23 protein-coding genes and 4 tRNA genes are annotated in these 21684 nt (G+C 62.3%); 11 read left to right on the forward strand and 16 right to left on the reverse strand.

Translation table 11 applies throughout. The annotated features are described in order from the left end of the window. The 6 genes from N0K08_RS22735 to N0K08_RS22760 all read right to left on the reverse strand — a co-directional run. Nucleotides 1-313 (reverse strand): GTP-binding protein (locus N0K08_RS22735; protein WP_408642997.1); only part of this gene is annotated, 313 nt, incomplete at its 3' end. Nucleotides 314-388: 75 nt separating this feature from the next. Continuing rightward, nucleotides 389-463: transfer RNA gene (locus tag N0K08_RS22740), tRNA-Thr, on the reverse strand. Nucleotides 464-507: 44 nt separating this feature from the next. Further along, a tRNA-Gly gene (locus N0K08_RS22745) sits at nt 508-581 on the reverse strand. Between the two features lie 57 nt (nt 582-638). Beyond that, a tRNA-Tyr gene (locus N0K08_RS22750) sits at nt 639-724 on the reverse strand. Between the two features lie 83 nt (nt 725-807). Beyond that, nucleotides 808-883 (reverse strand) — tRNA-Arg (locus N0K08_RS22755). Nucleotides 884-984: 101 nt separating this feature from the next. Further along, nucleotides 985-1662, reverse strand: a complete 678-nt coding sequence (locus N0K08_RS22760; protein WP_261502726.1) for a TetR family transcriptional regulator — start codon at nt 1660-1662, stop codon at nt 985-987. A gap of 196 nt (nt 1663-1858) precedes the next feature. Here N0K08_RS22760 and N0K08_RS22765 point away from each other — a divergent pair, with 196 nt between their 5' ends. The 4 genes from N0K08_RS22765 to N0K08_RS22780 all read left to right on the forward strand — a co-directional run bounded on the left by N0K08_RS22765 (nt 1859) and on the right by N0K08_RS22780 (nt 8491). Beyond that, nucleotides 1859-3157 (forward strand): efflux RND transporter periplasmic adaptor subunit, encoded by a 1299-nt coding sequence (locus N0K08_RS22765; RefSeq protein WP_315968026.1) that lies wholly within the window; start codon nt 1859-1861, stop codon nt 3155-3157. 11 nt (nt 3158-3168) lie between these two features. Continuing rightward, nucleotides 3169-6324: an efflux RND transporter permease subunit gene (locus tag N0K08_RS22770; RefSeq protein ID WP_261502727.1), complete on the forward strand. Its 3156-nt coding sequence runs from the start codon at nt 3169-3171 to the stop codon at nt 6322-6324. Beyond that, the gene (locus N0K08_RS22775) at nt 6317-7774 is read left to right on the forward strand and encodes an efflux transporter outer membrane subunit (protein ID WP_261502728.1); all 1458 of its coding nucleotides are present in this window, start codon (nt 6317-6319) and stop codon (nt 7772-7774) included. Before N0K08_RS22770 ends, N0K08_RS22775 begins: the two co-directional genes overlap by 8 nt. Before the next feature lie 201 nt (nt 7775-7975). Then, nucleotides 7976-8491 carry a c-type cytochrome gene (locus N0K08_RS22780; protein ID WP_261502729.1) on the forward strand — a complete coding sequence of 172 codons (516 nt, stop codon included), beginning with the start codon at nt 7976-7978 and terminating at the stop codon, nt 8489-8491. A 74-nt stretch (nt 8492-8565) separates the two neighbouring features. Here the strand turns inward: N0K08_RS22780 and N0K08_RS22785 are convergent, their stop codons facing one another. Further along, a complete protein-coding gene (locus tag N0K08_RS22785) occupies nt 8566-9090 on the reverse strand; it encodes a DUF2946 family protein (protein WP_261502730.1) in 525 nt (174 codons plus the stop codon). 125 nt (nt 9091-9215) lie between these two features. Between N0K08_RS22785 and N0K08_RS22790 the strand changes: the two genes are divergently transcribed. The 4 genes from N0K08_RS22790 to N0K08_RS22805 all read left to right on the forward strand — a co-directional run bounded on the left by N0K08_RS22790 (nt 9216) and on the right by N0K08_RS22805 (nt 11602). After that, nucleotides 9216-9830 (forward strand): LemA family protein, encoded by a 615-nt coding sequence (locus N0K08_RS22790; protein WP_261502731.1) that lies wholly within the window; start codon nt 9216-9218, stop codon nt 9828-9830. A gap of 12 nt (nt 9831-9842) precedes the next feature. Then, complete coding sequence (locus N0K08_RS22795) at nt 9843-10739, forward strand: TPM domain-containing protein (RefSeq protein WP_261502732.1); 897 nt, start codon at nt 9843-9845, stop codon at nt 10737-10739. A 2-nt stretch (nt 10740-10741) separates the two neighbouring features. After that, nucleotides 10742-11269 carry a TPM domain-containing protein gene (locus N0K08_RS22800; protein WP_261502733.1) on the forward strand — a complete coding sequence of 176 codons (528 nt, stop codon included), beginning with the start codon at nt 10742-10744 and terminating at the stop codon, nt 11267-11269. A 72-nt stretch (nt 11270-11341) separates the two neighbouring features. Next, a complete protein-coding gene (locus N0K08_RS22805; protein ID WP_261502734.1) occupies nt 11342-11602 on the forward strand; it encodes a hypothetical protein in 261 nt (86 codons plus the stop codon). A gap of 209 nt (nt 11603-11811) precedes the next feature. Here the strand turns inward: N0K08_RS22805 and N0K08_RS22810 are convergent, their stop codons facing one another. From N0K08_RS22810 to N0K08_RS22850, 9 genes are all read right to left on the reverse strand, one after another. Further along, complete coding sequence (locus tag N0K08_RS22810; RefSeq protein WP_261502735.1) at nt 11812-12228, reverse strand: F0F1 ATP synthase subunit epsilon; 417 nt, start codon at nt 12226-12228, stop codon at nt 11812-11814. 64 nt (nt 12229-12292) lie between these two features. Then, nucleotides 12293-13702: a F0F1 ATP synthase subunit beta gene (gene atpD / locus N0K08_RS22815; RefSeq protein WP_261502736.1), complete on the reverse strand. Its 1410-nt coding sequence runs from the start codon at nt 13700-13702 to the stop codon at nt 12293-12295. 33 nt (nt 13703-13735) lie between these two features. After that, nucleotides 13736-14605: a F0F1 ATP synthase subunit gamma gene (gene atpG / locus N0K08_RS22820; protein WP_261502737.1), complete on the reverse strand. Its 870-nt coding sequence runs from the start codon at nt 14603-14605 to the stop codon at nt 13736-13738. Between the two features lie 18 nt (nt 14606-14623). Continuing rightward, on the reverse strand, nt 14624-16177 hold the full coding sequence (atpA, locus tag N0K08_RS22825; protein ID WP_261502738.1) for a F0F1 ATP synthase subunit alpha: 1554 nt from the start codon (nt 16175-16177) through the stop codon (nt 14624-14626). 43 nt (nt 16178-16220) lie between these two features. Further along, the gene (locus N0K08_RS22830) at nt 16221-16760 is read right to left on the reverse strand and encodes a F0F1 ATP synthase subunit delta (RefSeq protein WP_261502739.1); all 540 of its coding nucleotides are present in this window, start codon (nt 16758-16760) and stop codon (nt 16221-16223) included. 12 nt (nt 16761-16772) lie between these two features. After that, entirely contained in the window at nt 16773-17243 is a 471-nt protein-coding gene (locus tag N0K08_RS22835; protein ID WP_261502740.1) for a F0F1 ATP synthase subunit B, read from the reverse strand. A 34-nt stretch (nt 17244-17277) separates the two neighbouring features. After that, nucleotides 17278-17526 carry a F0F1 ATP synthase subunit C gene (atpE, locus tag N0K08_RS22840; RefSeq protein ID WP_261502742.1) on the reverse strand — a complete coding sequence of 83 codons (249 nt, stop codon included), beginning with the start codon at nt 17524-17526 and terminating at the stop codon, nt 17278-17280. Between the two features lie 45 nt (nt 17527-17571). Further along, nucleotides 17572-18435: a F0F1 ATP synthase subunit A gene (gene atpB / locus N0K08_RS22845; protein ID WP_261502743.1), complete on the reverse strand. Its 864-nt coding sequence runs from the start codon at nt 18433-18435 to the stop codon at nt 17572-17574. Nucleotides 18436-18454: 19 nt separating this feature from the next. Next, nucleotides 18455-18931 carry an ATP synthase subunit I gene (locus N0K08_RS22850; RefSeq protein WP_261502744.1) on the reverse strand — a complete coding sequence of 159 codons (477 nt, stop codon included), beginning with the start codon at nt 18929-18931 and terminating at the stop codon, nt 18455-18457. Between the two features lie 256 nt (nt 18932-19187). Here N0K08_RS22850 and N0K08_RS22855 point away from each other — a divergent pair, with 256 nt between their 5' ends. The 3 genes from N0K08_RS22855 to lipA all read left to right on the forward strand — a co-directional run bounded on the left by N0K08_RS22855 (nt 19188) and on the right by lipA (nt 21371). Further along, complete coding sequence (locus N0K08_RS22855) at nt 19188-19517, forward strand: YbeD family protein (protein WP_261502746.1); 330 nt, start codon at nt 19188-19190, stop codon at nt 19515-19517. Between the two features lie 156 nt (nt 19518-19673). Next, nucleotides 19674-20378, forward strand: a complete 705-nt coding sequence (gene lipB / locus N0K08_RS22860; RefSeq protein WP_261502747.1) for a lipoyl(octanoyl) transferase LipB — start codon at nt 19674-19676, stop codon at nt 20376-20378. A 12-nt stretch (nt 20379-20390) separates the two neighbouring features. Continuing rightward, nucleotides 20391-21371 (forward strand): lipoyl synthase, encoded by a 981-nt coding sequence (gene lipA, locus N0K08_RS22865; protein WP_261502748.1) that lies wholly within the window; start codon nt 20391-20393, stop codon nt 21369-21371. Nucleotides 21372-21684: the final 313 nt, after the last annotated feature.

Raw genomic sequence — 21684 nt, forward strand, 5'->3', positions numbered from 1 at the left:
CCAGGATAGCGCCGTCCATCTGGGCGGCACCGGTGATCATGTTCTTCACATAGTCAGCGTGACCGGGGCAGTCAACGTGAGCGTAGTGACGATTAGCGGTTTCGTATTCGACGTGCGAGGTATTGATGGTAATACCGCGGGCCTTCTCTTCAGGCGCCTTGTCGATTTCGTCGTACTTCTTGGCTTCACCACCAAACTTGGCCGACAAAACGGTGGCGATCGCAGCCGTCAGAGTTGTCTTGCCATGGTCGACGTGACCAATGGTGCCCACGTTGACGTGGGGCTTGGTGCGCTCGAATTTTCCTTTTGCCATTTTTCCGACTCCGAAAAAAATCTTTAACTAAACAACAGGACTCGGCGCAACCATCTAGCGGAAGCACCAGAAAGCTGGTGCCCATGGCGGGAATCGGACCCGCGACCTCTCCCTTACCAAGGGAGTGCTCTGCCACTGAGCCACATGGGCATTCAAATCACCTTGCGGCAATCCAAAAAACTTTACACACAATCTGGAGCGGGAGACGGGAATCGAACCCGCGTCATTAGCTTGGAAGGCTAGGGTTCTACCATTGAACTACTCCCGCACTTTTCTGTGCGTCGATGCTGGCATAAGCATCTTCTAAAACTCTTCAACCAAAAACTGGTGGAGGGGACTGGATTCGAACCAGTGTAGGCGTAAGCCAACAGATTTACAGTCTGCCCCCTTTAGCCACTCGGGCACCCCTCCGAAGAATTCGATTGTAGCAGCATTTTTGACATCAAAAACAAAACTACTATTTTTTTACCCTGTTTCGCACTTTCATGCAAAGCTGGTGCGGCTGGCGGGGATCGAACCCACGACCCTTGGCTTCGGAGGCCAATACTCTATCCACTGAGCTACAGCCGCTCAGGACCGAGGTCCAAAGCAAGCCGGCATTGTCGCACGACTTTGCCAAGAAATTCTCACAACCGCGCCAAGCCGTACGCAAGCAGGGGCGCAATCGCCGCTCACCCCTCGGCGGCGCGCTCGCTCGCGGCAGCGAGAAAGGCGGCGTGCACGGCCTCTTGCGGCAGGCCGGCCCCCATCAGATACACCTGAATGGTCGCAGAGCCATCCTCCACCAGGTCAAAGCTCTGCCCGCCTATGAGCCAAGTGTGCATCAGGCCATCGAGCAGCGAAGTCAAACCCCGCGCGAGCTGCTTAGGCGAATAGCGCAGGGCCACGCCCCACTGCTCGGCGGCAGCCTCCATGTCGAGCGCGAACTTGCCCGAACATTCATCCATTGAAGCGGTATGCCTGGCTTGCAGCGCCACGAACTCGCCGACGAACTCCACGCGGTGCATCATGATCGTGAACACCCGCCTGAGGTGCTCGTCGTGCGCCAGTCCGTTGAGCAACACATGCATGACGCGGCATATGCGCTGCAGCGGCGCAGCGCTCGCCAGCCCGGCCCCGTCACCATATAGAACCTGGTCCAGCGGCAAACTCACGCGATCTATCATCGCGTTGAACAAATCCAGCTTGTCCTTAAAGTGCCAGTACACGGCACCCCGCGTCGCGCCCGCCTGTTCGGCAATGGCCGCCAGGGATGCACGGGAGACGCCTTGCTCCAGGAAAACCTGTTCTGCCGCATCCAGCAGGCCGCTGCGCGTCGCCACGGCATCTTCTTTGGTTCTACGGGCCATGACACTTCTCCAAGATTCAGCTGTGCAAGCTGCACATACCGAGGTCACAATGACCTCAGCTCAGCCAGGGGTCTTATTATACATTCATGAATGTATGTACAATCGCCAACCCAACCTAAGGGGCATTCCGTGTGCACGCTCGATGCTGCGCGCGCTTTCATGCTCTGACAGCCGAATCATCCCAAGGAAAACAACCATGCACAGCACGCGCCATGCGCCCGACGCCCAACCTCCTCGTCGCCTCTACCGCCACGCGTCCCTGGCACTGGCCGTCTCGGCGGCACTGATGCTGGCCGCCTGCGGCGGCGACAAGCCAGCTGCCGCGCCGGGCGCCGGCAAGGCCCCCGCCGTGGAAGTCGGTGTCGTGGTCACCTCGACCACCGATGTCGGCCTGGTGACGCAATTGCCCGGCCGCGTGGCCGCCGTACGAGTGGCTGAAGTCCGCGCCCGCAGCGCCGGCATTGTGCTCGAGCGCCTGTTCCGCGAAGGCAGCGATGTCAAGGCCGGCCAGCTGCTGTACCGCATCGATGCCGCCCCCTACGAAGCCGCGGCCCAGAGCGCGCGCGCCGCGTTGGCCCGAGCCGAAGCCAGTCTGGCGCAGACCGCTGCCCAGCTCGAACGCTACCGCCCGCTGGTCGCCGCCAATGCCATCAGCAAGCAGGATTTCGCCAATGCTGACGCGGCGCACAAGCAGTCCCTGGCGGATGTCGCCGCCAACAAGGCCGCCGTGCGCTCCGCCGACATCAACTTGGGCTACGCCAATGTCACCGCACCGATTTCCGGCCGTATCGGCCAGTCGCTGGTGACCGAAGGTGCACTGGTCGGCCAGGGCGAAGCCACGCCGCTGGCCGTGATCCAGCAGATCAACCCGGTTTACGTCAACTTCACCCAGTCGTCGAACGACGCTTTCAAGTTGCGCAAGGCCATGGCCGACGGACAGCTCAAGAAAGTCTCCGGCAATGAAGCGGCCAGCGTGAAACTGCTGCTGGAAGACGGCAGCACTTACGACCAGACCGGCAAGCTGCTGTTCACGGACTTGACCGTCGACCCCACGACCGGCCAGGTCACGCTGCGCGCCGAAGTCCCCAACCCCAAGGGCGTGCTGCTGCCAGGCCTGTATGTACGGGTCCAGGTGGAGCAGGCCCAGGCCGTGAACGCCATCACCCTGCCCCAGCAGGCGGTGACGCGCAGTGAAGCCGGTGACACGGTCTCGGTGGTCGGCGACGACGGCAAGATCAGCAAGCGCGTGATCAAGGTCGGCGCAGCACAGAACAACCAGTGGGTGGTGCTCGACGGCCTGAAGGCTGGCGAAAAAGTCATGGTCGACGGCTTCCAGAAGCTGCAGATGCTGCCGCCCGGCACACCCGTCACTCCGGTGGCCTGGCACGCGCCCGGTACAGCGGCCGCGCCCGCCGCCGCTGCCGCTCCAGCGGCCCCCGCACCCGCTCCCGCAGCGGCTGCCCCCGCGGCAGGCACCCCTGCGGCTGACAAATAAAGGCGTCCGTCATGGCCAAGTTTTTTATTGAACGCCCCATCTTTGCCTGGGTGATCGCGCTGTTCATCATTGTGATGGGCGCGGTCTCGCTCACGCAGTTGCCGATTGCGCAATACCCGCCGGTGGCCCCTCCGGCCATCGTCATCAGCACCGCCTATCCCGGCGCTTCCGCCAAGACACTGGAAGACAGTGTGCTGTCGGTGATCGAACGGGAGATGAACGGTGCCAACGGACTGCTCTATATGGAGTCCACGGCCCAGGCCGACGGCACAGGCTCCATCACCGTCAGCTTTGCGCAGGGAACCAACCCTGAGCTGGCCCAGGTCGACGTGCAAAACCGCTTGTCGCGGGCCACGCCGCGCCTGCCCGCAGCCGTGACCCAGCAAGGTGTGCGGGTGGACAAGTCCGCCTCCAACTTCCTGCTGTTCGTCATGCTGTCGTCGAAGAACCCCAACTTCGGCCCCGTGCAGCTGGGCGACTACGCTTCGCGCAACATCGTGCCCGCGTTGCAACGCGTCAAGGGCATCGGCCAGGTACAGCTGTTCGGTTCCGAGCAGGCCATGCGCATCTGGTTCGATCCGGCCAAGCTGCAAGGCTTCAAGCTGTCCACGGCCGATGTCACCGCAGCCATCCAGGCGCAGAACGCCCAGGTCGCCAGCGGCACCATTGGTGACCAGCCCAATATCACCGGCCAGTCCATCTCGGCCACGGTCACGGTGCGCGGTCAGCTCACCACGCCCGAGCAATTCGGCAACATCGTGCTGCGCGCCCTGCCTGACGGCTCGACCGTGCGCCTCAAGGATGTGGCACGCGTCGAAATCGGCTCCCAGAGCTTCTCCACGGAGGCGCGCCTGAACGGTCAGCCGGCCGCCGGTATCGGCGTCCAGCTGGCACCTGCGGGCAATGCGCTGGCCGCCGCCAAGGACGTACGCGCCCAGCTCGATCAGCTGGCCAAGTATTTCCCTGAGGGCGTGGAATGGTCGGTCCCCTACGACAGCTCCAACTTCGTCAGCATCTCCATCAGCCAGGTCGCACAGACCCTGATCGAAGCCGTGGCGCTGGTGTTTCTGGTGATGTTCCTGTTCCTGCAGAACTGGCGCTACACCATCATTCCAACCATCGTCGTACCTATCGCGCTGCTGGGCACCTTTGCCACGCTGCTGGCCCTGGGCTTCTCGATCAACGTGCTGACCATGTTCGGCATGGTGCTGGTGATCGGTATCGTGGTCGATGATGCCATCGTGGTGGTGGAGAACGTCGAGCGCATCATGGAAGAGGAGAAACTCCCGCCACGCGCTGCCACGCGCAAGGCCATGGGTCAGATCTCCGGCGCCATCATCGGCGTGACCGTGGTGCTGATCTCGGTGTTCGTGCCGCTGGCCTTTTTTGCCGGCTCCACCGGCAACATCTACCGCCAGTTCGCCACGGTGATGGTCGCTTCGATCTTCTTTTCGGCCTTCATGGCCCTGTCGCTGACGCCTGCCCTGTGCGCCACGCTGCTCAAGCCGGTCGACCACCACGCGAAGAAGAACAAGTTCTTCACCTGGTTCAACCGCCGCTTCACCCAGACGGCCAAGGGCTATGAAAGCGTTGTCAACCGCATCCTGAAGAAGACCGGCCGCTACCTGATCATCTACGCGGCCATCATTGGCGCCGTGTTCCTGGTCTACAAGAACCTGCCACTGTCCTTCCTGCCAGGCGAAGACCAGGGCTCGGTGATTGTCAACGTGCAACTGCCCCCAGGCGCCACACTGGAACGCACCCAGGCGGTGATGGAACAGGTGGAAGGTTTCGTTCTGAAGCAGCCCGAAATCAAGAGCATCGTCAGCGTGCTGGGCTTCAGCTTCTCGGGCCAGGGACAGAACGCCGGTCTGGCGTTCCTGACGCTCAAGGACTGGAAAGAGCGCGGCGCGCCCTCGCAATCGGCCGACGCCATCGCCGGCCGCATCATGGGCGCCATGTCCGGCGTGCGCGATGCCTTCATCTTTGCGCTGAGCCCGCCACCCATCCCCGAACTCGGCAACGCGTCGGGCTTCACCCTGCGTCTGCAGGACCGTGGCGGCAGCGGCCATACCGCGCTGGTGAATGCACGCAACCAGCTGCTGGGCATGGCCGCCCAAAGCAAGGTGCTGACCCAGGTGCGCCCGGACGGTCTGGAAGATGCGCCTCAGTTGCTGATCGACATCGATCGCGACAAGGCCAGCGCCCTGGGCGTGGGTTTCAACGCCATCAATGCCTCGCTGTCCACGGCACTCGGCTCGAGCTACGTCAACGACTTCCCCAACAAGGGCCGTCTGCAACGCGTGATCGTGCAAGCCGATGCGCCAGCGCGCATGCAGCCTGAAGACCTGCTGAAGCTCACGGCGCCGAACAGCCAAGGCCAGCCGGTTCCGTTCTCGACCTTTGCGACGACCAAATGGGTCATGGGTGCGCAGCAGACCGTGCGCTACAACGGCTATCCCGCAATGAAGATCTCGGGCAGCCCGTCCGCGGGTCACAGCACGGGTGACGCCATGGCGGAAATGGAACGTCTGGTCGCCCAGTTGCCCGAAGGCTTCGGCTACGAGTGGACCGGTCAGTCGTATGAAGAAAAGCTGGCGGGCTCGCAGTCCATCATCCTTTACAGCTTCGCCATCCTGGCCGTGTTCCTGTGCCTGGCCGCCTTGTACGAAAGCTGGAGCATTCCGCTGTCCGTGATTCTGGTCGTGCCCCTGGGCGTGCTCGGCGTCGTGCTGGCCACGCTGATGCGCGGCTACTCCAACGACGTGTACTTCCAGGTCGGACTGATCACCATCATCGGTCTATCGGCCAAGAACGCGATTCTGATCATTGAATTTGCCAAGGACCTGCAAGCCGAAGGCAAGTCGGTGTTCGAGGCCGCGCTCCAGGCCGCCCACCTGCGGTTCCGTCCCATCATCATGACCTCGCTGGCCTTCGGCCTGGGCGTGGTGCCGCTGGTGATGGCTTCGGGCGCGAGCTCGTCCAGCCAGCGCGCGATCGGTACTGGCGTGCTCGGCGGCATGGTCACCGGCACCTTGCTGGCGGTGTTCTTCGTGCCTTTGTTCTTTGTCGTCGTACGCACGCTTTTCAAGGGCAAGAAGCACGCCGAGGACATCAATCCTCCCGCAGCTACTGCCAACAACCCGGAGGCCCTGCGCCATGATTAACCGCTGCACTCCCGTAGCGCTGGCAGCGGCCTTGCTGATGGCCGGCTGCTCGTTCATCCCGACCTATGAGCGCCCTGCCGCTCCCGTACCCGAAGCCTACCGCTCCGGCAGCACCCCGCAAGGGGATGCGGCCGGCGCCCAGGCGGCGGCCACCCTGCCCTGGCAGGATTACTTCACCGATCCCCGCCTGCAGCAGCTGATCTCCGCCGCGCTGGTCCACAACCGCGACCTGCAGGTGGCGGTGCTCAATATTGAGCAGGCCCGGGCCCAGTACCAGATCACCCGCGCCGACCAGTTCCCCACCATCAATGCCGGGGCCACGGCCACGCGCGCGCCCTCGGTGGCGGCTGGCAGCAACAGCGCCAGCTACAACAACAGCTACAGCGTGGGCTTCATGACGTCGGCCTGGGAGCTGGACTTCTTCGGCCGCATCGGCAGCCTCAAGGAGCAGGCCCTGGCCCAGTACCTGGCCACTGAAGAAGGCATGCGGGCGGCGCAGGTGAGTTTGGTGTCGGCCGTGGCCAACGCCTGGTACACCTTGCTGGCCGACGAGGAACTGCTGGCGATTTCGCGCCGCACCCTCGAAACCCGCGAGGCCTCGATCGCCCTGACCAAGCTGAGCTTCGACGCCGGCGTGACGTCCGAGCTCGACTATCGCCAGGCCGTCTCGTTGACCGAAGCCGCACGCGCCACCCTGGCGCAGCAGCAACGCCAACGCGCACTGGACGAGAACGCGCTGGTCCTGCTGCTGGGCCAGCCCCTGCCTACCGATGTCCGTGCCAGCCTGGAAGGCACGCGCCTGTACCAGGTACCCGCACTGGCACCGCTGCCCGCGGGCCTGCCGTCGGACCTGCTGGTCCAGCGGCCCGACATCCGCCAGGCAGAGCAGGCCCTCAAGGGGGCGAATGCCAACATCGGCGCGGCGCGCGCGGCCTTCTTCCCGCGGATTGCGCTCACGGCCCAGGCCGGCACCGTCAGCAGCGAACTCTCCGGGCTGTTCAAGAGCGGCTCCTGGGGCTTCTCGCTGGCGCCTTCGGCGATGCTGCCGATCTTCGATGCCGGCCGCAACAGCGCCAACCTGGACGCTGCCCAGGTCGGCCGACGGATTGCCGTCGCCCAGTACGAGAAAGCCATCCAGACCGCATTCCGCGAAGTCTCCGATGCGCTGGACAGCCAGGCCACGCTGCAAGAACAGGGCCGGGCGCAGAACGCGCAGCTGGAAGCCGAAACCGTGCGCCTGAAGCTGTCCGACCTGCGTTACCGCAATGGCGTTGCCAGCTTTCTGGACCTGATGGACGCGCAGCGCTCGCTGTTCGCCCTGGAACAGTCCGCCGTGCAGGTCCGCCTGGCCCAGCTGCAAAACCAGTTGCTGCTGTACAAGGCACTGGGTGGCGGCAGCACGCAGCCCACGCCTCTGGCAAGCACCGCGTCGGGCGCCGCCGCGCGCTGAAGCTGCGGGCACCCGATCACGGTCGGGATGCTGCACTCCACGGCCATGACCTCGCAGGTCATGGCCGTTTTTCTTGGTATCTACCCTTGCGGCTTAGCCGCCACAGTCCGGGCAGGTGAGCGCCGACCGGGACAGTCAAGCACAACACGCTCGATATAATCTGCGGTTGATTTACAAGCCCCTAATAACATTGAGGATGTCATGAGCGCAAACCACCACGAAGAAGCCCATACAGGCCCGATCAAGAACCCCAAGCAGTTGCTGATCGCCGTATTCCTTTCTTTTGTGATTCCGGTCTTTGTCATCATCGGCCTGGTCATGTCCGTCACCTCAGAAGACAAGTCCGGTCCAGGTGCAGCCAACCAGGAAATGGCCAAGGCCGTCCGCCTGCAAAAGGTGGGCCAGGTGGAGATCCGCGATGCCAACCGCCCCTTGCGCGGCGGCGAAGCGGTCTACAACGGCCAATGCGCGGCCTGCCATGCCGCTGGCGTGGCTGGTGCGCCCAAGTTCCAGGACGCAGCGGCCTGGGGCCCACGTCTGGCGCAGGGCTTCGATGCCTTGGTCCAGTCCGCGCTCAAGGGCAAGGGCGCCATGGCACCCCAGGGTGGCGGCGACTTCAACGACACCGAAATTGCGCGCGGCGTGGCCTACATGGCCAATGCCGCCGGCGGCAAGTTCGACGAACCCCAGCCGCCCGCGGCGCCTGCTGCACAGTAATCAAAGCACCGCGGCAGCATGCTGCCAAGATCCAAGGGGCCCGCGGGCCCCTTTTTCACGCCTGATGCCAGGCTTTATGCCGACGGCTGCGCCGGGCTGCGCACAAAGCCGAAACGCTGCGCCAAGCTGCTGGCCAGCACGTTTTCCAGCGGCCAGCGCTGCTGCTCCAGCCAGTCCGCGGCCAGTCCGACATCCTGGCTGTGCACCAGCCCCAGCCCCAGCGGCGCCGCCAGATAGACCCGGCCCGCCTCATCCACCAGGCAGGCGTCGGGCACGGCGCAGACGCCGGTGTGCGCCTGTACCTGTCCGTCGGGCTGCAGCCGCCAGACGATGGGCGTTTCCTCGAGCTCCACATACACGCGTTGCGGCCCGTTCTGGAAAAACCAGCGTCCCTGGGCATCGCAGGCGTAATTGCGTGCGATGAAGGCCAGCAGCTTCTCATGCTGCAGCAAATCGCCCTTGCTTTGGGCAAAGGTACCGCGCGCCTGCGCAGCCTCGTCGCGCAAAAACCATTGACCGCGCGCGTCCAGTCCCAGCCAGCCAAAGCAATCCGGTACATTGGGCCACTTGGCCATGGCCTGTCTTACGATATCGTCCATCACTGTCTCCTTGGCTTGCGGCCTGATCCTACTCACTGTCTGCATGGTACTTGCTGCACAATCGGACGCAGCGGCAAGCACAGATGCCATCTCGCCCTTCCCGGGGTGCCAACATGGACCGAATGATGAAACGACTCCTTGCCATTGTGTTCACCGCCCTGCTGCTCACCGGCTGCGGCTACAACGACTTCCAGCGCCTGGATGAACAATCGAAGGCCGCCTGGAGCGAAGTACTCAACCAGTACCAGCGCCGCGCCGACCTGGTGCCGAACATTGTCGCCACCGTCAAGGGCGAAGCCAGCTTCGAGCAGGACACACTGACCAAGGTCATAGAAGCACGCGCCAAGGCCACATCCATCCAGGCCACGCCCGAGCTGATCAACGACCCCGCGGCCTTCGCCAAGTTCCAGCAGGCCCAGGGCGAGCTGTCGGGCGCGCTGTCGCGGCTGATGGTGGTCTCCGAACGCTACCCGCAGCTGCAAGCCAACCAGGGCTTTCGCGATCTGCGCGTGACGCTGGAAGGCACGGAAAACCGAATCACCGTGGCGCGCAACCAGTACATCCAGACCGTGCAGGCCTACAACGTGCTGGCGCGCAGCTTCCCCACCAACCTCACGGCAAAAGTCTTCGGCTACCCGCCCAAGCCCAACTTCACGGTGCAGAACGAAGCCCAGATCTCCGCGCCGCCGAGCGTGGACTTCTCCAAGCCGGCGGCACCGGCGCCCGCTCCCGCACGCTGACCGGGCGCCACCATGCCGTTCACGCTGGCCTGGCGCTGGCTGCTGTCCCTGCTGCTGATCGCCTGCGCACCGCTACAGGTCGGCGCACAGCCGCTGCAAGCCGTGCCCGCGCTCACCGCGCGGGTGATCGACCAGACCGACACGCTCACGGCGGCCGAGCGCAGCGCGCTCGAAGCCCAGCTCGCGGCCATCGAAAACCAGCACGGCTCGCAGGTGGTGGTGCTGATGGTCGCCACCACCGCGCCCGAAGACATTGCCGCCTATGCGTATCGCGTCGCCAGCGACTGGAAGATCGGCCGGCGTGACGTGGGCGACGGCCTGCTGCTGGTCGTGGCCAAGAACGACAGGCGCATACGCATGGAAGTCGCGCGCAGGCTCGAAGGCGCCATCCCCGACATCGCGGCAGCGCGCATCATCGACCAGGCCATGCAGCCGCGCTTTCGTGCGGGCGACTACGCCGGTGGTCTGAGCGCGGCCGTGCAGCAGATTGGCGCGCTCATTGCCGGCGAAGCATTGCCAGCGCCCACTTCGTCCCGGGCCAAGCCCCAGGGCAGCCTGGATCTCGAATCCCTGGCCATCTTCCTGTTTTTCGCCGTGTCCATACTCCGGCCGCTGGCGCGACGCATTTTCGGCAACCGCTTTGGCTCCTTGCTGATGGGCGGCGGCACGGGCCTCGTGGCCTATTGGCTCACGACCAGCTTGCTGCTGGCCGGCGGCGCAGGCATTGTGGCGCTGCTGATCACGCTGCTGTCCAACGGCAAGGGCGCCCATATCGGCGGCGGCGGCTTTGGCGGTGGCTTCGGTGGAGGGGGCGGCTTCGGGGGCGGCGGTAGTTTTGGCGGCGGCGGTGGTTTCAGCTCCGGCGGCGGCGGCAGCTTTGGCGGCGGCGGTGCCTCGGGAGGGTGGTGAACATGCGCAACTGGATACAACGCCTCGCACGTCTGGTGCGCCACCGCTGGGCCGAAGGCCGCATGCATTCGGCCTTGCCCGACGACCTGCTCGAGCGCCTGGGGCGCCGCGTCACCGCCAGCGAACAGCGCCACACGGGCCAGATCCGCATCTGTGTCGAAGCCGGCCTGCCCATGACCTATGTCTGGCGCGATGCCGACGCTCGCGAGCGCGCCGTTACGCTGTTCGGCAAGCTGCGCGTCTGGGACACGGAACACAACAACGGCGTGCTGATCTACCTGCTGCTGGCCGACCATGCGATCGAAATCATCGCCGACCGGGGCGTGTCGCGCTTCATCCCGGCCAATGCCTGGGAAGGACTGGTGCGCGAGATGAGCACGGCCTTCCAGAAAAACCAGTACGAAGACGGCCTGACCCAGGCCCTGTCCAAGGTCTCGGCCCTGCTGTGTGAACATTTCCCGGCCGACCCGGACAGACCTGCACCGCTCGACCAGACCGGCCTGCCCGATGCGCCGGTGCGCCTTGGATAGCCCACCGCCAGTTCGGCCGAATCTGTCACAACTTGTGATAGCGTTGCCGCATCCTATTACCGGAGCATTCAGATGAAGACATTGGCAATCATTGCAGCGACCCTGGGCCTGGCCGGCTGTGCCAGCCTGGGCAACAACAACACCCACGAGCCCGTCGTTTACGACTACGTGCTCAGCTGCAAGCTCAAGGAAGATGACCCACGCAAGTGCGAAGCCCAGGTCAAGGCCCTGTGCCCCAACCCGGAAACTGCCCAGCTGCACAAGCGCCGCGTGGTCGACCCCAAGGACAACGCCGTGGTCTACGTTTACCAGGCGAAATGTGACACCCCCTGAGCGGCTGACGCCGCTTCCCCCTCTCAACCTGCGGTGGAGGGGGACGGCAGCCTCGGTGCGGGGCGGCCTTTCCTCGCTGCCCCTGCGCTGGGGCACGCCAGTTTCATGGGCTGTGGATAATGCGCTGTTCCACGGATAAATTCCTGCAAACCTACCGCCCATAAAAAAACCGCTCCGAGGAGCGGTTTTTTGTTGCACGGAGCGAAGGCTCAGCGCTTTTCGCGGAACTTGCGCAGGGCAGCGATCTGGGCTGCCATGACGGCCAGCTCGGACTGGGCCTTGGCCAGATCCAGCTCGCCCTTGGCGTTCTTCAGTGCTTCCTCGGCGGCGGCCTTGGCCTTGTTGGCCTTCTCGTCGTCGAGGTCCTTGCCACGGATGGCCGTATCGGACAGCACCGTGACGCAGTTGGGCTGCACTTCGAGGATACCGCCGGCCACGAAGACGAACTCTTCGCTGCCGTCCGCCATCTCGATGCGCACCGAGCCGGGCTTGATGCGCGTGATCAGCGGGGTGTGGCGCGGAAAAACGCCCAGTTCGCCAGCTTCACCGGGCAGCGCGACAAAACGCGCTTCACCCGAGAAGATCAGCTCTTCGGCACTGACCACATCAACGTGGATGGTGTTCATCTTTGCTCCTCAGAAAAGGTTAAGACTGGGCTTGGGGACAAGGGCCCTTGCGGGCCCCGGTGCCTCAAGCAGCCAGCTTCTTGGCCTTCTCGAAGGCTTCGTCGATGGTGCCAACCATGTAGAACGCCTGCTCGGGCAGGTGATCGCACTCGCCAGCCACAATCATCTTGAAGCCGCGGATGGTTTCTGCCAGGGGCACGTACTTGCCAGGCGCGCCAGTGAACACTTCAGCGACGTGGAAAGGCTGCGACAGGAAACGTTGGATCTTGCGCGCGCGGGCCACAGCCAGCTTGTCTTCAGGAGCCAGTTCGTCCATGCCCAGAATGGCGATGATGTCGCGCAGTTCCTTGAAGCGCTGCAACGTGCCTTGCACATCACGGGCCACTTGGTAGTGCTCTTCACCCACCACTTGGGGGTCCAGCTGACGGCTGGTCGAATCCAGAGGATCGACCGCAGGGTAGATACCTTGCGAAGCGATATCACGCGACAGCACCACGGTCGAATCCAAGTGGGCGAACGTCGTGGCAGGCGAAGGATCGGTCAAGTCATCGGCAGGCACGTAAACGGCCTGGATGGAAGTGATCGAACCGACCTTGGTCGACGTAATACGCTCTTGCAGACGGCCCATTTCTTCGGCCAGCGTAGGCTGATAGCCCACAGCCGAAGGCATACGACCCAGCAGAGCGGACACTTCGGTACCGGCCAGCGTGTAGCGGTAGATGTTGTCCACGAAGAACAGCACATCCTTGCCTTCGTCACGGAAAGCTTCAGCCATGGTCAGACCGGTCAGCGCAACGCGCAGACGGTTGCCTGGTGGCTCGTTCATCTGGCCGTAGACCATGGCCACTTTGGACTCGTTCAGGTTCTCCTGGTTCACGACGCCCGCATCGGACATTTCGTGATAGAAGTCGTTACCTTCACGGGTACGTTCACCCACACCAGCGAACACCGACAGACCGCCGTGGCCCTTCGCGATGTTGTTGATGAGTTCCATCATGTTCACGGTCTTGCCCACACCGGCGCCACCGAACAGACCCACCTTGCCGCCCTTGGCGAAAGGAGAGATCAAGTCGATCACCTTGATGCCGGTTTCCAGCAGTTCCTGCGAAGGCGACAGTTCGTCGTACGCAGGAGCCGTGCGGTGGATAGGCGCCGTCGACGTCTGGTCCACAGGACCACGCTCGTCGATGGGCGCGCCGAGCACGTCCATGATGCGGCCGAGAGTGGCCTTGCCCACGGGCACGGTGATGGGAGCATTGGAATTGCTGACCATCAGACCGCGACGCAGACCGTCGGAAGTTCCCAGGGCGATGGTACGCACAATGCCGTCACCCAGCAGTTGCTGCACTTCCAGCGTCAGGCTCGTACCGTCGAGCTTGAGGGCGTCGTACACCTTGGGCATAGCGTTGCGTGGAAACTCAACGTCCACCACAGCGCCAATACATTGAACAATCTTGCCTTGCACTTGAGCCATTTTTTGCTCCAATAAGTTTGTCGGTTGAGCTGCTTACACAGCGGCGGCGCCGGCCACGATTTCCGACAACTCTGTCGTGATCGCTGCTTGACGCGTCTTGTTGTAGACCAGCTTCAACTCGCTAATGACGCTGCCTGCGTTGTCGGTTGCGGCCTTCATGGCCACCATGCGCGCCGATTGCTCGGACGCCATGTTGTCGGCAACGGCCTGGTAAATCAGGGACTCTACGTAGCGCAGCAGCAATTCGTCGATGACGGATTGCGCGTCGGGTTCGTAGATGTAGTCCCATTGCGTACCAGACGTCTGCTCAGCCTGCATTTGCGCCGACGACAGGGGCAACAACTGCTCCATGACCGATTCCTGCTTCATGGTGTTGATGAAGCGGGTGTAACTCAAATACACCTTGCTCACCTTGCCTTCGGCATACGCGTCCAGCAGCACCTTCACAGGGCCGATCAGATTTTCCAGATGTGGCGTGTCGCCCAGACCCGTGACATGCGAAACCACCTTGGCGCCGACACGGTTCAAGAAGCCCAGACCCTTGCTGCCAATGGCCACGGCCTCCGCGGAGATGCCCTGGTCCTGCAATTCACGCAGCTTGGCCGTGACGACACGCAACACGTTGGTGTTCATGCCGCCGCACAATCCCTTGTCGGTCGTCACCACGATGACGCCGACCTTTGGCGACTCGTTCACTTGCATGAACGGGTGCACGTATTCGGGATTGGCTTGGCCAAGATGGGCTGCAATGTTCCGGATCTTCTCGCTATAGGGACGAGCAGCCAGCATCCGTTGCTGCGCCTTGCGCATTTTGGATGCCGCTACCATTTCCATGGCCTTAGTGATCTTCTTGGTGTTTTCCACCGATTTGATCTTGCCGCGAATTTCCTTACCTGCTGCCATGATGGCTCCTCGTCCGGGTTAAGCGAACGACTTCTTGAACGCAGCGGTGGCGGCGGTCAATTCAGCTTCGGATTCCTTGTCCAGGGCCTTCGAGGCATTGATCTTGTCGATCAAGGCGCCATGGCTGGTCTTGAGGAATTGGTGCAGGCCGGCTTCGAAGGGCAGCACTTGCTTGACTTCGAGGTCGTCCATGTAGCCCTTGTTCACTGCGAACAGCGAAGCACCCATCAAGGCCACCGACAGCGGGCTGTACTGGGCTTGCTTGAGCAATTCGGTCACGCGTGCACCACGGTCCAGCTGCTTGCGGGTCGACTCATCCAGGTCGGAAGCGAACTGCGCGAACGCAGCCAGTTCACGGTACTGGGCCAGGTCGGTACGGATACCGCCGGATTGGCCCTTGACGAACTTGGTCTGAGCGGCACCACCCACGCGGGACACCGAGATACCGGCGTTGATCGCGGGACGCACACCGGCGTTGAACAGGCTGGTTTCCAGGAAGATCTGGCCGTCGGTGATCGAAATCACGTTGGTAGGCACGAAAGCCGACACGTCACCCGCTTGGGTTTCGATGATAGGCAAAGCGGTCAGCGAACCGGTCTTGCCCTTGACAGCGCCCTTGGTGAAATCTTCCACGTACTTGGCGTTCACGCGAGCTGCGCGTTCGAGCAGACGGCTGTGGAGATAGAACACGTCGCCGGGGAAAGCTTCACGGCCTGGTGGGCGGCGCAGCAGCAGCGAAACCTGGCGGTAGGCCACGGCTTGCTTGGACAGATCGTCATAAACGATCAGTGCGTCTTCGCCGCGGTCGCGGAAGTACTCACCCATGGTGCAGCCCGAGTAGGCCGACACGTACTGCATCGCGGCCGATTCGGCAGCGGTGGCAGCAACCACGATGGTGTATTCCATGGCGCCGGCTTGTTCCAGCGAACGCACCACGTTCTTGACCGACGAAGCCTTCTGGCCGATCGCAACGTAGATACACGTCACGCCCTGGCCCTTCTGGTTGATGATCGCGTCGATAGCCACGGCAGTCTTGCCGGTCTGACGGTCACCAATGATCAGTTCGCGCTGGCCGCGGCCCACGGGAACCATCGAGTCGATCGACTTGATACCGGTTTGCAGCGGCTGGTCCACCGACTGACGTGCGATCACGCCAGGAGCGACCTTTTCGATCACGTCGGTCATCTTCGCATTGATCGGGCCCTTGCCGTCAATGGGGTGACCCAGAGCGTTCACCACGCGGCCGATCAGCTCGGGGCCGACTGGCACTTCCAGAATACGGCCCGTGCACTTGACGGTGTCGCCTTCGGAAATGTGGGTGTACTCACCCAGAATCACGGCGCCGACAGAGTCGCGCTCGAGATTCAGGGCCAGGCCGTAGGAAGGCTGGCCGTCCGCGGTTGCGGGGAATTCCAGCATTTCACCTTGCATCACGTCCGACAGGCCGTGAACGCGCACGATACCGTCCGTCACCGACACCACGGTGCCCTGGTTACGGATATCGGCGCTGGCAGCCAGACCTTCGATGCGGCTCTTAATCAGTTCAGAAATTTCTGCGGGATTGAGTTGCATGACTCTTTCCTTCTTTCTTTGTTTAGCCGAGACCTCAGCGCGGTTAGGCAGTGAGGGCCGCTTTCATTTGTTCCAGACGGGCCTTGACCGAGGTGTCGAGCACTTCGTCACCCACGACTACGCGAATGCCACCGATCAGCGACTCATCGGGCTGAACGGTGAGATTGAGCTTGCGGCCAAAACGCTTTTCCAACGAAGCGCTGAGCTCCGTCAGTGCGGCAGGCTCGATGGGGAAGGCGCTGTACACCACCGCATCCGAAGAGCCCGCGAGCCGGTTGACGAGACCACGAAACTGGTCTGCAACCTCGGGCAGCGCGTTCACGCGGCCGTTCTCAATGATGACACGCAGGAAATTACGAGCGGCATCGGGGAGTGCCGAACGGGCGACACCCGTGAAAACGTCGAGCAGTTGCTCTTCGCTCACCTTGGGGTTGTCGGCCAGTTGGCGCAATTGCGAATCGGCGGCGACCGCCGCCAATTCCTCCACCCAGGCGACTGTGCTGTTCAAATCCGCACCGGTTTCGGTGCTGGCTTTGAACAGAGCTTCAGCGTAAGGACGGGCAATGGTGGCGAGTTCAGCCATGTTTGCTTTTCCTTACAGCTCAGTCTTGAGGCGGTTCAGCAGGTCTGCATGAACGCCGGCATTGACTTCCTTGCGGAGAATCTGCTCGGCGCCCTTGACGGCCAGCGCAGCGACTTGCTCACGCAAGGCCTCGCGGGCTTGGATCACTTGCTGCTCGGCTTCTACGCGGGCTGCAGCAACCAACTTGTTGCCTTCCTCAGTCGCACGTGCCTTGGCTTCTTCGATGATGGCCTGGGCGCGGCGATCGGCGTCCGCAAGCCGCGATGTCGTCTCGTTGCGCGTCTGGGCCAGTTCCTGCTCGACGCGCTTGTTGACGGCGGTCAGTTCGGATTTGGCCTTGTCGGCAGCGGAGAGGCCATCGGCGATTTTCTGGGCTCGTTCATCCAAGGCCTTCGCGATCGGGGGCCACACGAATTTCATCGTGAACAGCACCAGGATCAAGAAGACGATGGCCTGAACGAACAGGGTCGCATTGATACTCACGGCAACACCTTTCTATGTGGGCGTTGAAGGAAGCTTAGACCAGCGCGAAGGGGTTGGCGAAAGCGAACAGCAGAGCGATAGCCACGCCGATCAGGAAAGCTGCGTCGATCAGACCAGCCAAGATGAACATCTTGGTTTGCAGTTCGTTGATCATTTCAGGCTGGCGAGCGGAAGCTTCCAGGAACTTGCCGCCCATCAACGCGATGCCGATCGAAGCGCCGATAGCGCCCAGACCAACGATCAAACCACAAGCCAGAGCGACGAGACCGAGAATGTTTTCCATGATGACTCCTGAGGATTAAAAAAGTGAAGGGAAAGAAAGAAAAGGTCAGTGGGCTTCATGTGCTTGGCCGAGATAAATCAGCGTCAGCATCATGAAAATGAAGGCCTGCAGGGTGATGATCAGAATGTGGAAGATCGCCCAGATAGAACCTGCAATGATGTGCCCCACGGGGAGCAACACACCAGAGAGCGACATGGCAGCCGCACCACCCATCAGGGCAATCAGCATAAATACCAACTCACCAGCGTACATATTGCCAAACAGTCGCATGCCATGCGAGACGGTCTTGGCAACGTATTCGATGATCTGCATCAGCAGATTGACAACGCCGAGGATCACGGCGAAGAAAGGATTCTTGCTGGTGCCGAAAGGAGCGGTCACCAGTTCGTGGGCCCAGCCGCCGGCGCCCTTGATCTTGACGCTGTACCAGAAGCACAGCAGCAGCACGGCAAAAGCCAGACCCAGGGTGGTCGAGAGGTCGGCCGTAGGCACGACGCGCAGAACCGCGTGGCTGTCACCCGTGGCGCCTTGCCACAGCACGGGCAGCAGGTCGACAGGCAGCATGTCCATGGCGTTCATGGCGAAGATCCAGACGAACACCGTCAATGCCAGAGGCGCAATGAACTTGCGGCTTTCGGCATTGTGGATGTTGGCCTTGGCCTGGTTGTCGACCATTTCGACCATCATTTCCACGGCCGCCTGGAAGCGACCGGGAACGCCGGAAGTCGCCTTGCGGGCAGCCAGCCAGAGAACAAACAGGGCCAGACCACCGACGATCAAACCGACGATCACGGAGTCATAGTTGACCACCGAGAAATCGACGATTTTCGTCTGCTTGATGTTCTGAAGATGCTGCAAGTGGTGAACGATGTATTCACTTGCAGTTGGTGCGTGCGCGTCTGCGGCCATCGGACAACTTCTCTCAATATCAATCGGTTTTTCGGACACCGGAACGCCGCATGAGCAGCGCAATCCAGTACGTTTTCATCGTGACTACCATGCCGGCCAGCAAAGCCAACCAGCTCAAACCTGCAACCAGCTTCGGAGCCATCGCCAGCATGGCGATGCACAACATCAGCTTGGCCAATTCCCAGCCAAAAAATCCAACCATCGCCGCCCCTGCATGGGGCGCCGCCTGCTGACGGGCCAGACCGCGCGCAAACAGCGCTGCGGGCAACACCACCGCCAGGGCGCCATAGGCAGCCGACCAGCCCACATGGGCCTTGCCGCTCACCAGCCACGCCAGCAACGACACCACGCTACCTACCAGCACCTGCCCCCCCACCACACGCCACGGCGACACAGGCGGGTTACGCCGGCGCCACTCCTGCGCTTCTTCGGCAGTCAGGGGGTTGAAGTCGGAATCTTCGGCCTCAGCTTCAGTCTCGGGTGCGTATTTTTTCATTGTGTAGCGCCCCGTCGCAAACTGAAACTTTTACAAAGCCTCTGATTATAAGTAAAAACCCCTGCCGTAAGATAGGGGTTGTTACTGGTGTGGCCAATTTTTCCTTACGGCAGCGGTCATCCGCATGACATACAACAATGCGGCTAAGCCTTTGCCACGTATAGGCTTTTTCTGCGAAAAAAGCCTGCCAAAACAGCGAAACGTTACCGCAAAATTAGCGGTTTCGACAAGGTATTAACCTTTGAAAGTCTCAGCCATGACAGCGTCATCTTCCCTCCCCCCTTCCGCCTCCATCGACACGGCCGCAGGCGACGGCAGCGACCCGCGCAAGGAGTCGCTGATCGAATACCCCTCGCTGTTTCCGATCAAGGTCATGGGGCTTAAACACGACAACCTGGTCTCGGTGATCACCGGCATTGCCCACCAGTTCGACCCGACGTTCGACGCCTCCACCATCGAGCTGCGCCCCAGCAGCACCGGCAAGTACCTGGGCGTGACCATCACCGTCACGGCCACCAGCCGCGAGCAACTCGACAACCTCTACCGCGCCCTGACGTCCGATCCGCACGTGAAAGTGGTGCTTTGAAACACCCCCTGAGCCGCTGGCGCGGCTTCCCCCTCTCAACCTGCGGTGGAGGGGGACGACGCCATCGCTGCGGGGCGGCCCTTGCTCGGCGCCCCCATGTTGGGTCGCGCCAGTTTTCTGCGTCGTGCGCGGCGCGATGCACCATGGACAGCTGAGATGAGCGCTTTTTGCGATACGCGGCTGCTCGGCCGCACCGACTACCAGGCCACCGTGCAGGCCATGCAGGACTTCACGCAGCAGCGCACAGCGGACACGCCCGATGCACTGTGGCTTTGCGAACACGCGCCGCATTTCACCCAGGGGCTGGCCGGCAAATCCGACCATGTGCTCATGCCGGGCGACATTCCCGTCGTGGCCACCAACCGCGGCGGCCAGGTCACCTACCATGGCCCGGGCCAGGTCGTGGCCTATCCGCTGCTGGACCTGCAGCGCCGGGGCTATTTCGTCAAGGAATACGTCTACCGCCTGGAAGAGGCCGTGATCCGCACGCTGGCCCATTTCGACGTCACCGGCCACCGCGTGGCGGGCGCGCCCGGCATCTACGTGCGTCTGGACGACCCGCGCAGCCACGCCATGCTGGAGCAGCGCCCCCAGCACCAGACACCGGGCAGCGCAGCGCCGCAACCCGACTTCACGGGCCTGGGCAAGATCGCCGCCTTGGGCATCAAAGTCAGCCGCCACTGCACCTACCACGGCCTGGCGCTGAACGTGGCCATGGACCTAGAGCCCTATTCGCGCATCAACCCTTGTGGCTATGCCGGGCTGCCCAGCGTGGATCTTTCTACAATCGGGGTCCAGACAACCTGGGACGAGGCTGCGCATGTGCTTGGCCGACAGCTGGAAATCCGGCTCGCCCCCTGATACCTAAGAGCCATGAGCACCACAGACGTCGTTCGCGAAGCACAGTCCGCAGCCACCTACAACCCGCTGGCCAAGCAAAAGGCCGCGGCCAAACTGTCGCGTATTCCCATCAAGGTCGAGCAGGGCGAAGTGCTCAAGAAGCCGGAGTGGATCCGCGTCAAGGCCGGATCGCCCACGACCCGCTTCTACGAAATCAAGGACATCCTGCGCGAAAACAAGCTGCACACGGTCTGCGAGGAAGCCAGTTGCCCGAACATCGGCGAATGCTTCGGCAAGGGCACGGCCACGTTCATGATCATGGGCGACAAGTGCACGCGCCGCTGCCCGTTCTGCGACGTGGGCCATGGCCGCCCCGACCCGCTGGATGTCGACGAGCCGCTGAACCTGGCCAAGACCATTGCCCAGTTGCGCCTCAAGTACGTGGTGATCACCAGTGTCGACCGCGATGACCTGCGCGACGGCGGCAGCGGCCATTTCGTCGAATGCATCAAGAACATCCGCGAACTGTCGCCAACAACGCAGATCGAGATCCTTGTGCCCGACTTCCGCGGCCGCGATGACCGCGCGCTGGAAATCCTCAAGTCGGCTCCACCCGACGTGATGAACCACAACCTCGAAACCGCGCCGCGCCTGTACAAGGAAGCGCGCCCCGGCTCCGACTACCAGTTCAGCCTGAACCTGCTGAAGAAATTCAAGGCCTTGCACCCGAATGTGCCCACCAAGAGCGGCATCATGGTCGGCCTGGGCGAGACGGACGAGGAAATCCTGCAGGTGATGCGCGACATGCGCGCCCACGACATCGACATGCTGACCATAGGCCAGTACCTCTCGCCGTCGAACAGCCATCTGCCGGTGCGCCGCTACGTGCACCCCGACACATTCAAGATGTTCGAGGAAGAAGCCTACAAGATGGGCTTCAGCCACGCGGCTGTCGGCGCCATGGTGCGTTCGAGCTACCACGCCGACGAGCAGGCCCACGCCGCAGGCGTCTGAGATTCCACTGCGCATGAAAAGGCTGCTTCGGCAGCCTTTTTTTTCGCCAATCCACTCCAGAAACGACAAAGCCTTCCAGAGGAAGGCTTGCGTCAGAAGCGTCATCAAAAAAATGCCTGGCTAACCGGCGAACCGCTGGCTGGCAAAAAACGACTGAAGGCTTAACAGGCCTACGAGTCGCCCCACGATGAAACTGAGTTGGACTGAGCACCTTTCCCACCAGGAGCAGTGCCAGCCAGTGCTTGAATCATACAACACAAATGAGAAGCAATCTCAATTAAATAAAAATAACGCCACATCATGATGCGGCGGC

It is taken from the genome of Acidovorax bellezanensis, assembly GCF_025421555.1.
GTDB classification, from domain to species: domain Bacteria; phylum Pseudomonadota; class Gammaproteobacteria; order Burkholderiales; family Burkholderiaceae_C; genus Comamonas; species Comamonas bellezanensis.

What these genes read in the sequence shown, in the direction of transcription:
- N0K08_RS22760 (WP_261502726.1), bottom strand. Translation starts at nt 1,662, where the DNA reads ATGGCCCGTAGAACCAAAGAAGATGCCGTGGCGACGCGCAGCGGCCTG.
- N0K08_RS22765 (WP_315968026.1), top strand. Translation starts at nt 1,859, where the DNA reads ATGCACAGCACGCGCCATGCGCCCGACGCCCAACCTCCTCGTCGCCTC.
- N0K08_RS22770 (WP_261502727.1), top strand. Translation starts at nt 3,169, where the DNA reads ATGGCCAAGTTTTTTATTGAACGCCCCATCTTTGCCTGGGTGATCGCG.
- N0K08_RS22775 (WP_261502728.1), top strand. Translation starts at nt 6,317, where the DNA reads ATGATTAACCGCTGCACTCCCGTAGCGCTGGCAGCGGCCTTGCTGATG.
- N0K08_RS22780 (WP_261502729.1), top strand. Translation starts at nt 7,976, where the DNA reads ATGAGCGCAAACCACCACGAAGAAGCCCATACAGGCCCGATCAAGAAC.
- N0K08_RS22785 (WP_261502730.1), bottom strand. Translation starts at nt 9,090, where the DNA reads ATGGACGATATCGTAAGACAGGCCATGGCCAAGTGGCCCAATGTACCG.
- N0K08_RS22790 (WP_261502731.1), top strand. Translation starts at nt 9,216, where the DNA reads ATGAAACGACTCCTTGCCATTGTGTTCACCGCCCTGCTGCTCACCGGC.
- N0K08_RS22795 (WP_261502732.1), top strand. Translation starts at nt 9,843, where the DNA reads ATGCCGTTCACGCTGGCCTGGCGCTGGCTGCTGTCCCTGCTGCTGATC.
- N0K08_RS22800 (WP_261502733.1), top strand. Translation starts at nt 10,742, where the DNA reads ATGCGCAACTGGATACAACGCCTCGCACGTCTGGTGCGCCACCGCTGG.
- N0K08_RS22805 (WP_261502734.1), top strand. Translation starts at nt 11,342, where the DNA reads ATGAAGACATTGGCAATCATTGCAGCGACCCTGGGCCTGGCCGGCTGT.
- N0K08_RS22810 (WP_261502735.1), bottom strand. Translation starts at nt 12,228, where the DNA reads ATGAACACCATCCACGTTGATGTGGTCAGTGCCGAAGAGCTGATCTTC.
- atpD (WP_261502736.1), bottom strand. Translation starts at nt 13,702, where the DNA reads ATGGCTCAAGTGCAAGGCAAGATTGTTCAATGTATTGGCGCTGTGGTG.
- atpG (WP_261502737.1), bottom strand. Translation starts at nt 14,605, where the DNA reads ATGGCAGCAGGTAAGGAAATTCGCGGCAAGATCAAATCGGTGGAAAAC.
- atpA (WP_261502738.1), bottom strand. Translation starts at nt 16,177, where the DNA reads ATGCAACTCAATCCCGCAGAAATTTCTGAACTGATTAAGAGCCGCATC.
- N0K08_RS22830 (WP_261502739.1), bottom strand. Translation starts at nt 16,760, where the DNA reads ATGGCTGAACTCGCCACCATTGCCCGTCCTTACGCTGAAGCTCTGTTC.
- atpE (WP_261502742.1), bottom strand. Translation starts at nt 17,526, where the DNA reads ATGGAAAACATTCTCGGTCTCGTCGCTCTGGCTTGTGGTTTGATCGTT.
- atpB (WP_261502743.1), bottom strand. Translation starts at nt 18,435, where the DNA reads ATGGCCGCAGACGCGCACGCACCAACTGCAAGTGAATACATCGTTCAC.
- N0K08_RS22850 (WP_261502744.1), bottom strand. Translation starts at nt 18,931, where the DNA reads ATGAAAAAATACGCACCCGAGACTGAAGCTGAGGCCGAAGATTCCGAC.
- N0K08_RS22855 (WP_261502746.1), top strand. Translation starts at nt 19,188, where the DNA reads ATGACAGCGTCATCTTCCCTCCCCCCTTCCGCCTCCATCGACACGGCC.
- lipB (WP_261502747.1), top strand. Translation starts at nt 19,674, where the DNA reads ATGAGCGCTTTTTGCGATACGCGGCTGCTCGGCCGCACCGACTACCAG.
- lipA (WP_261502748.1), top strand. Translation starts at nt 20,391, where the DNA reads ATGAGCACCACAGACGTCGTTCGCGAAGCACAGTCCGCAGCCACCTAC.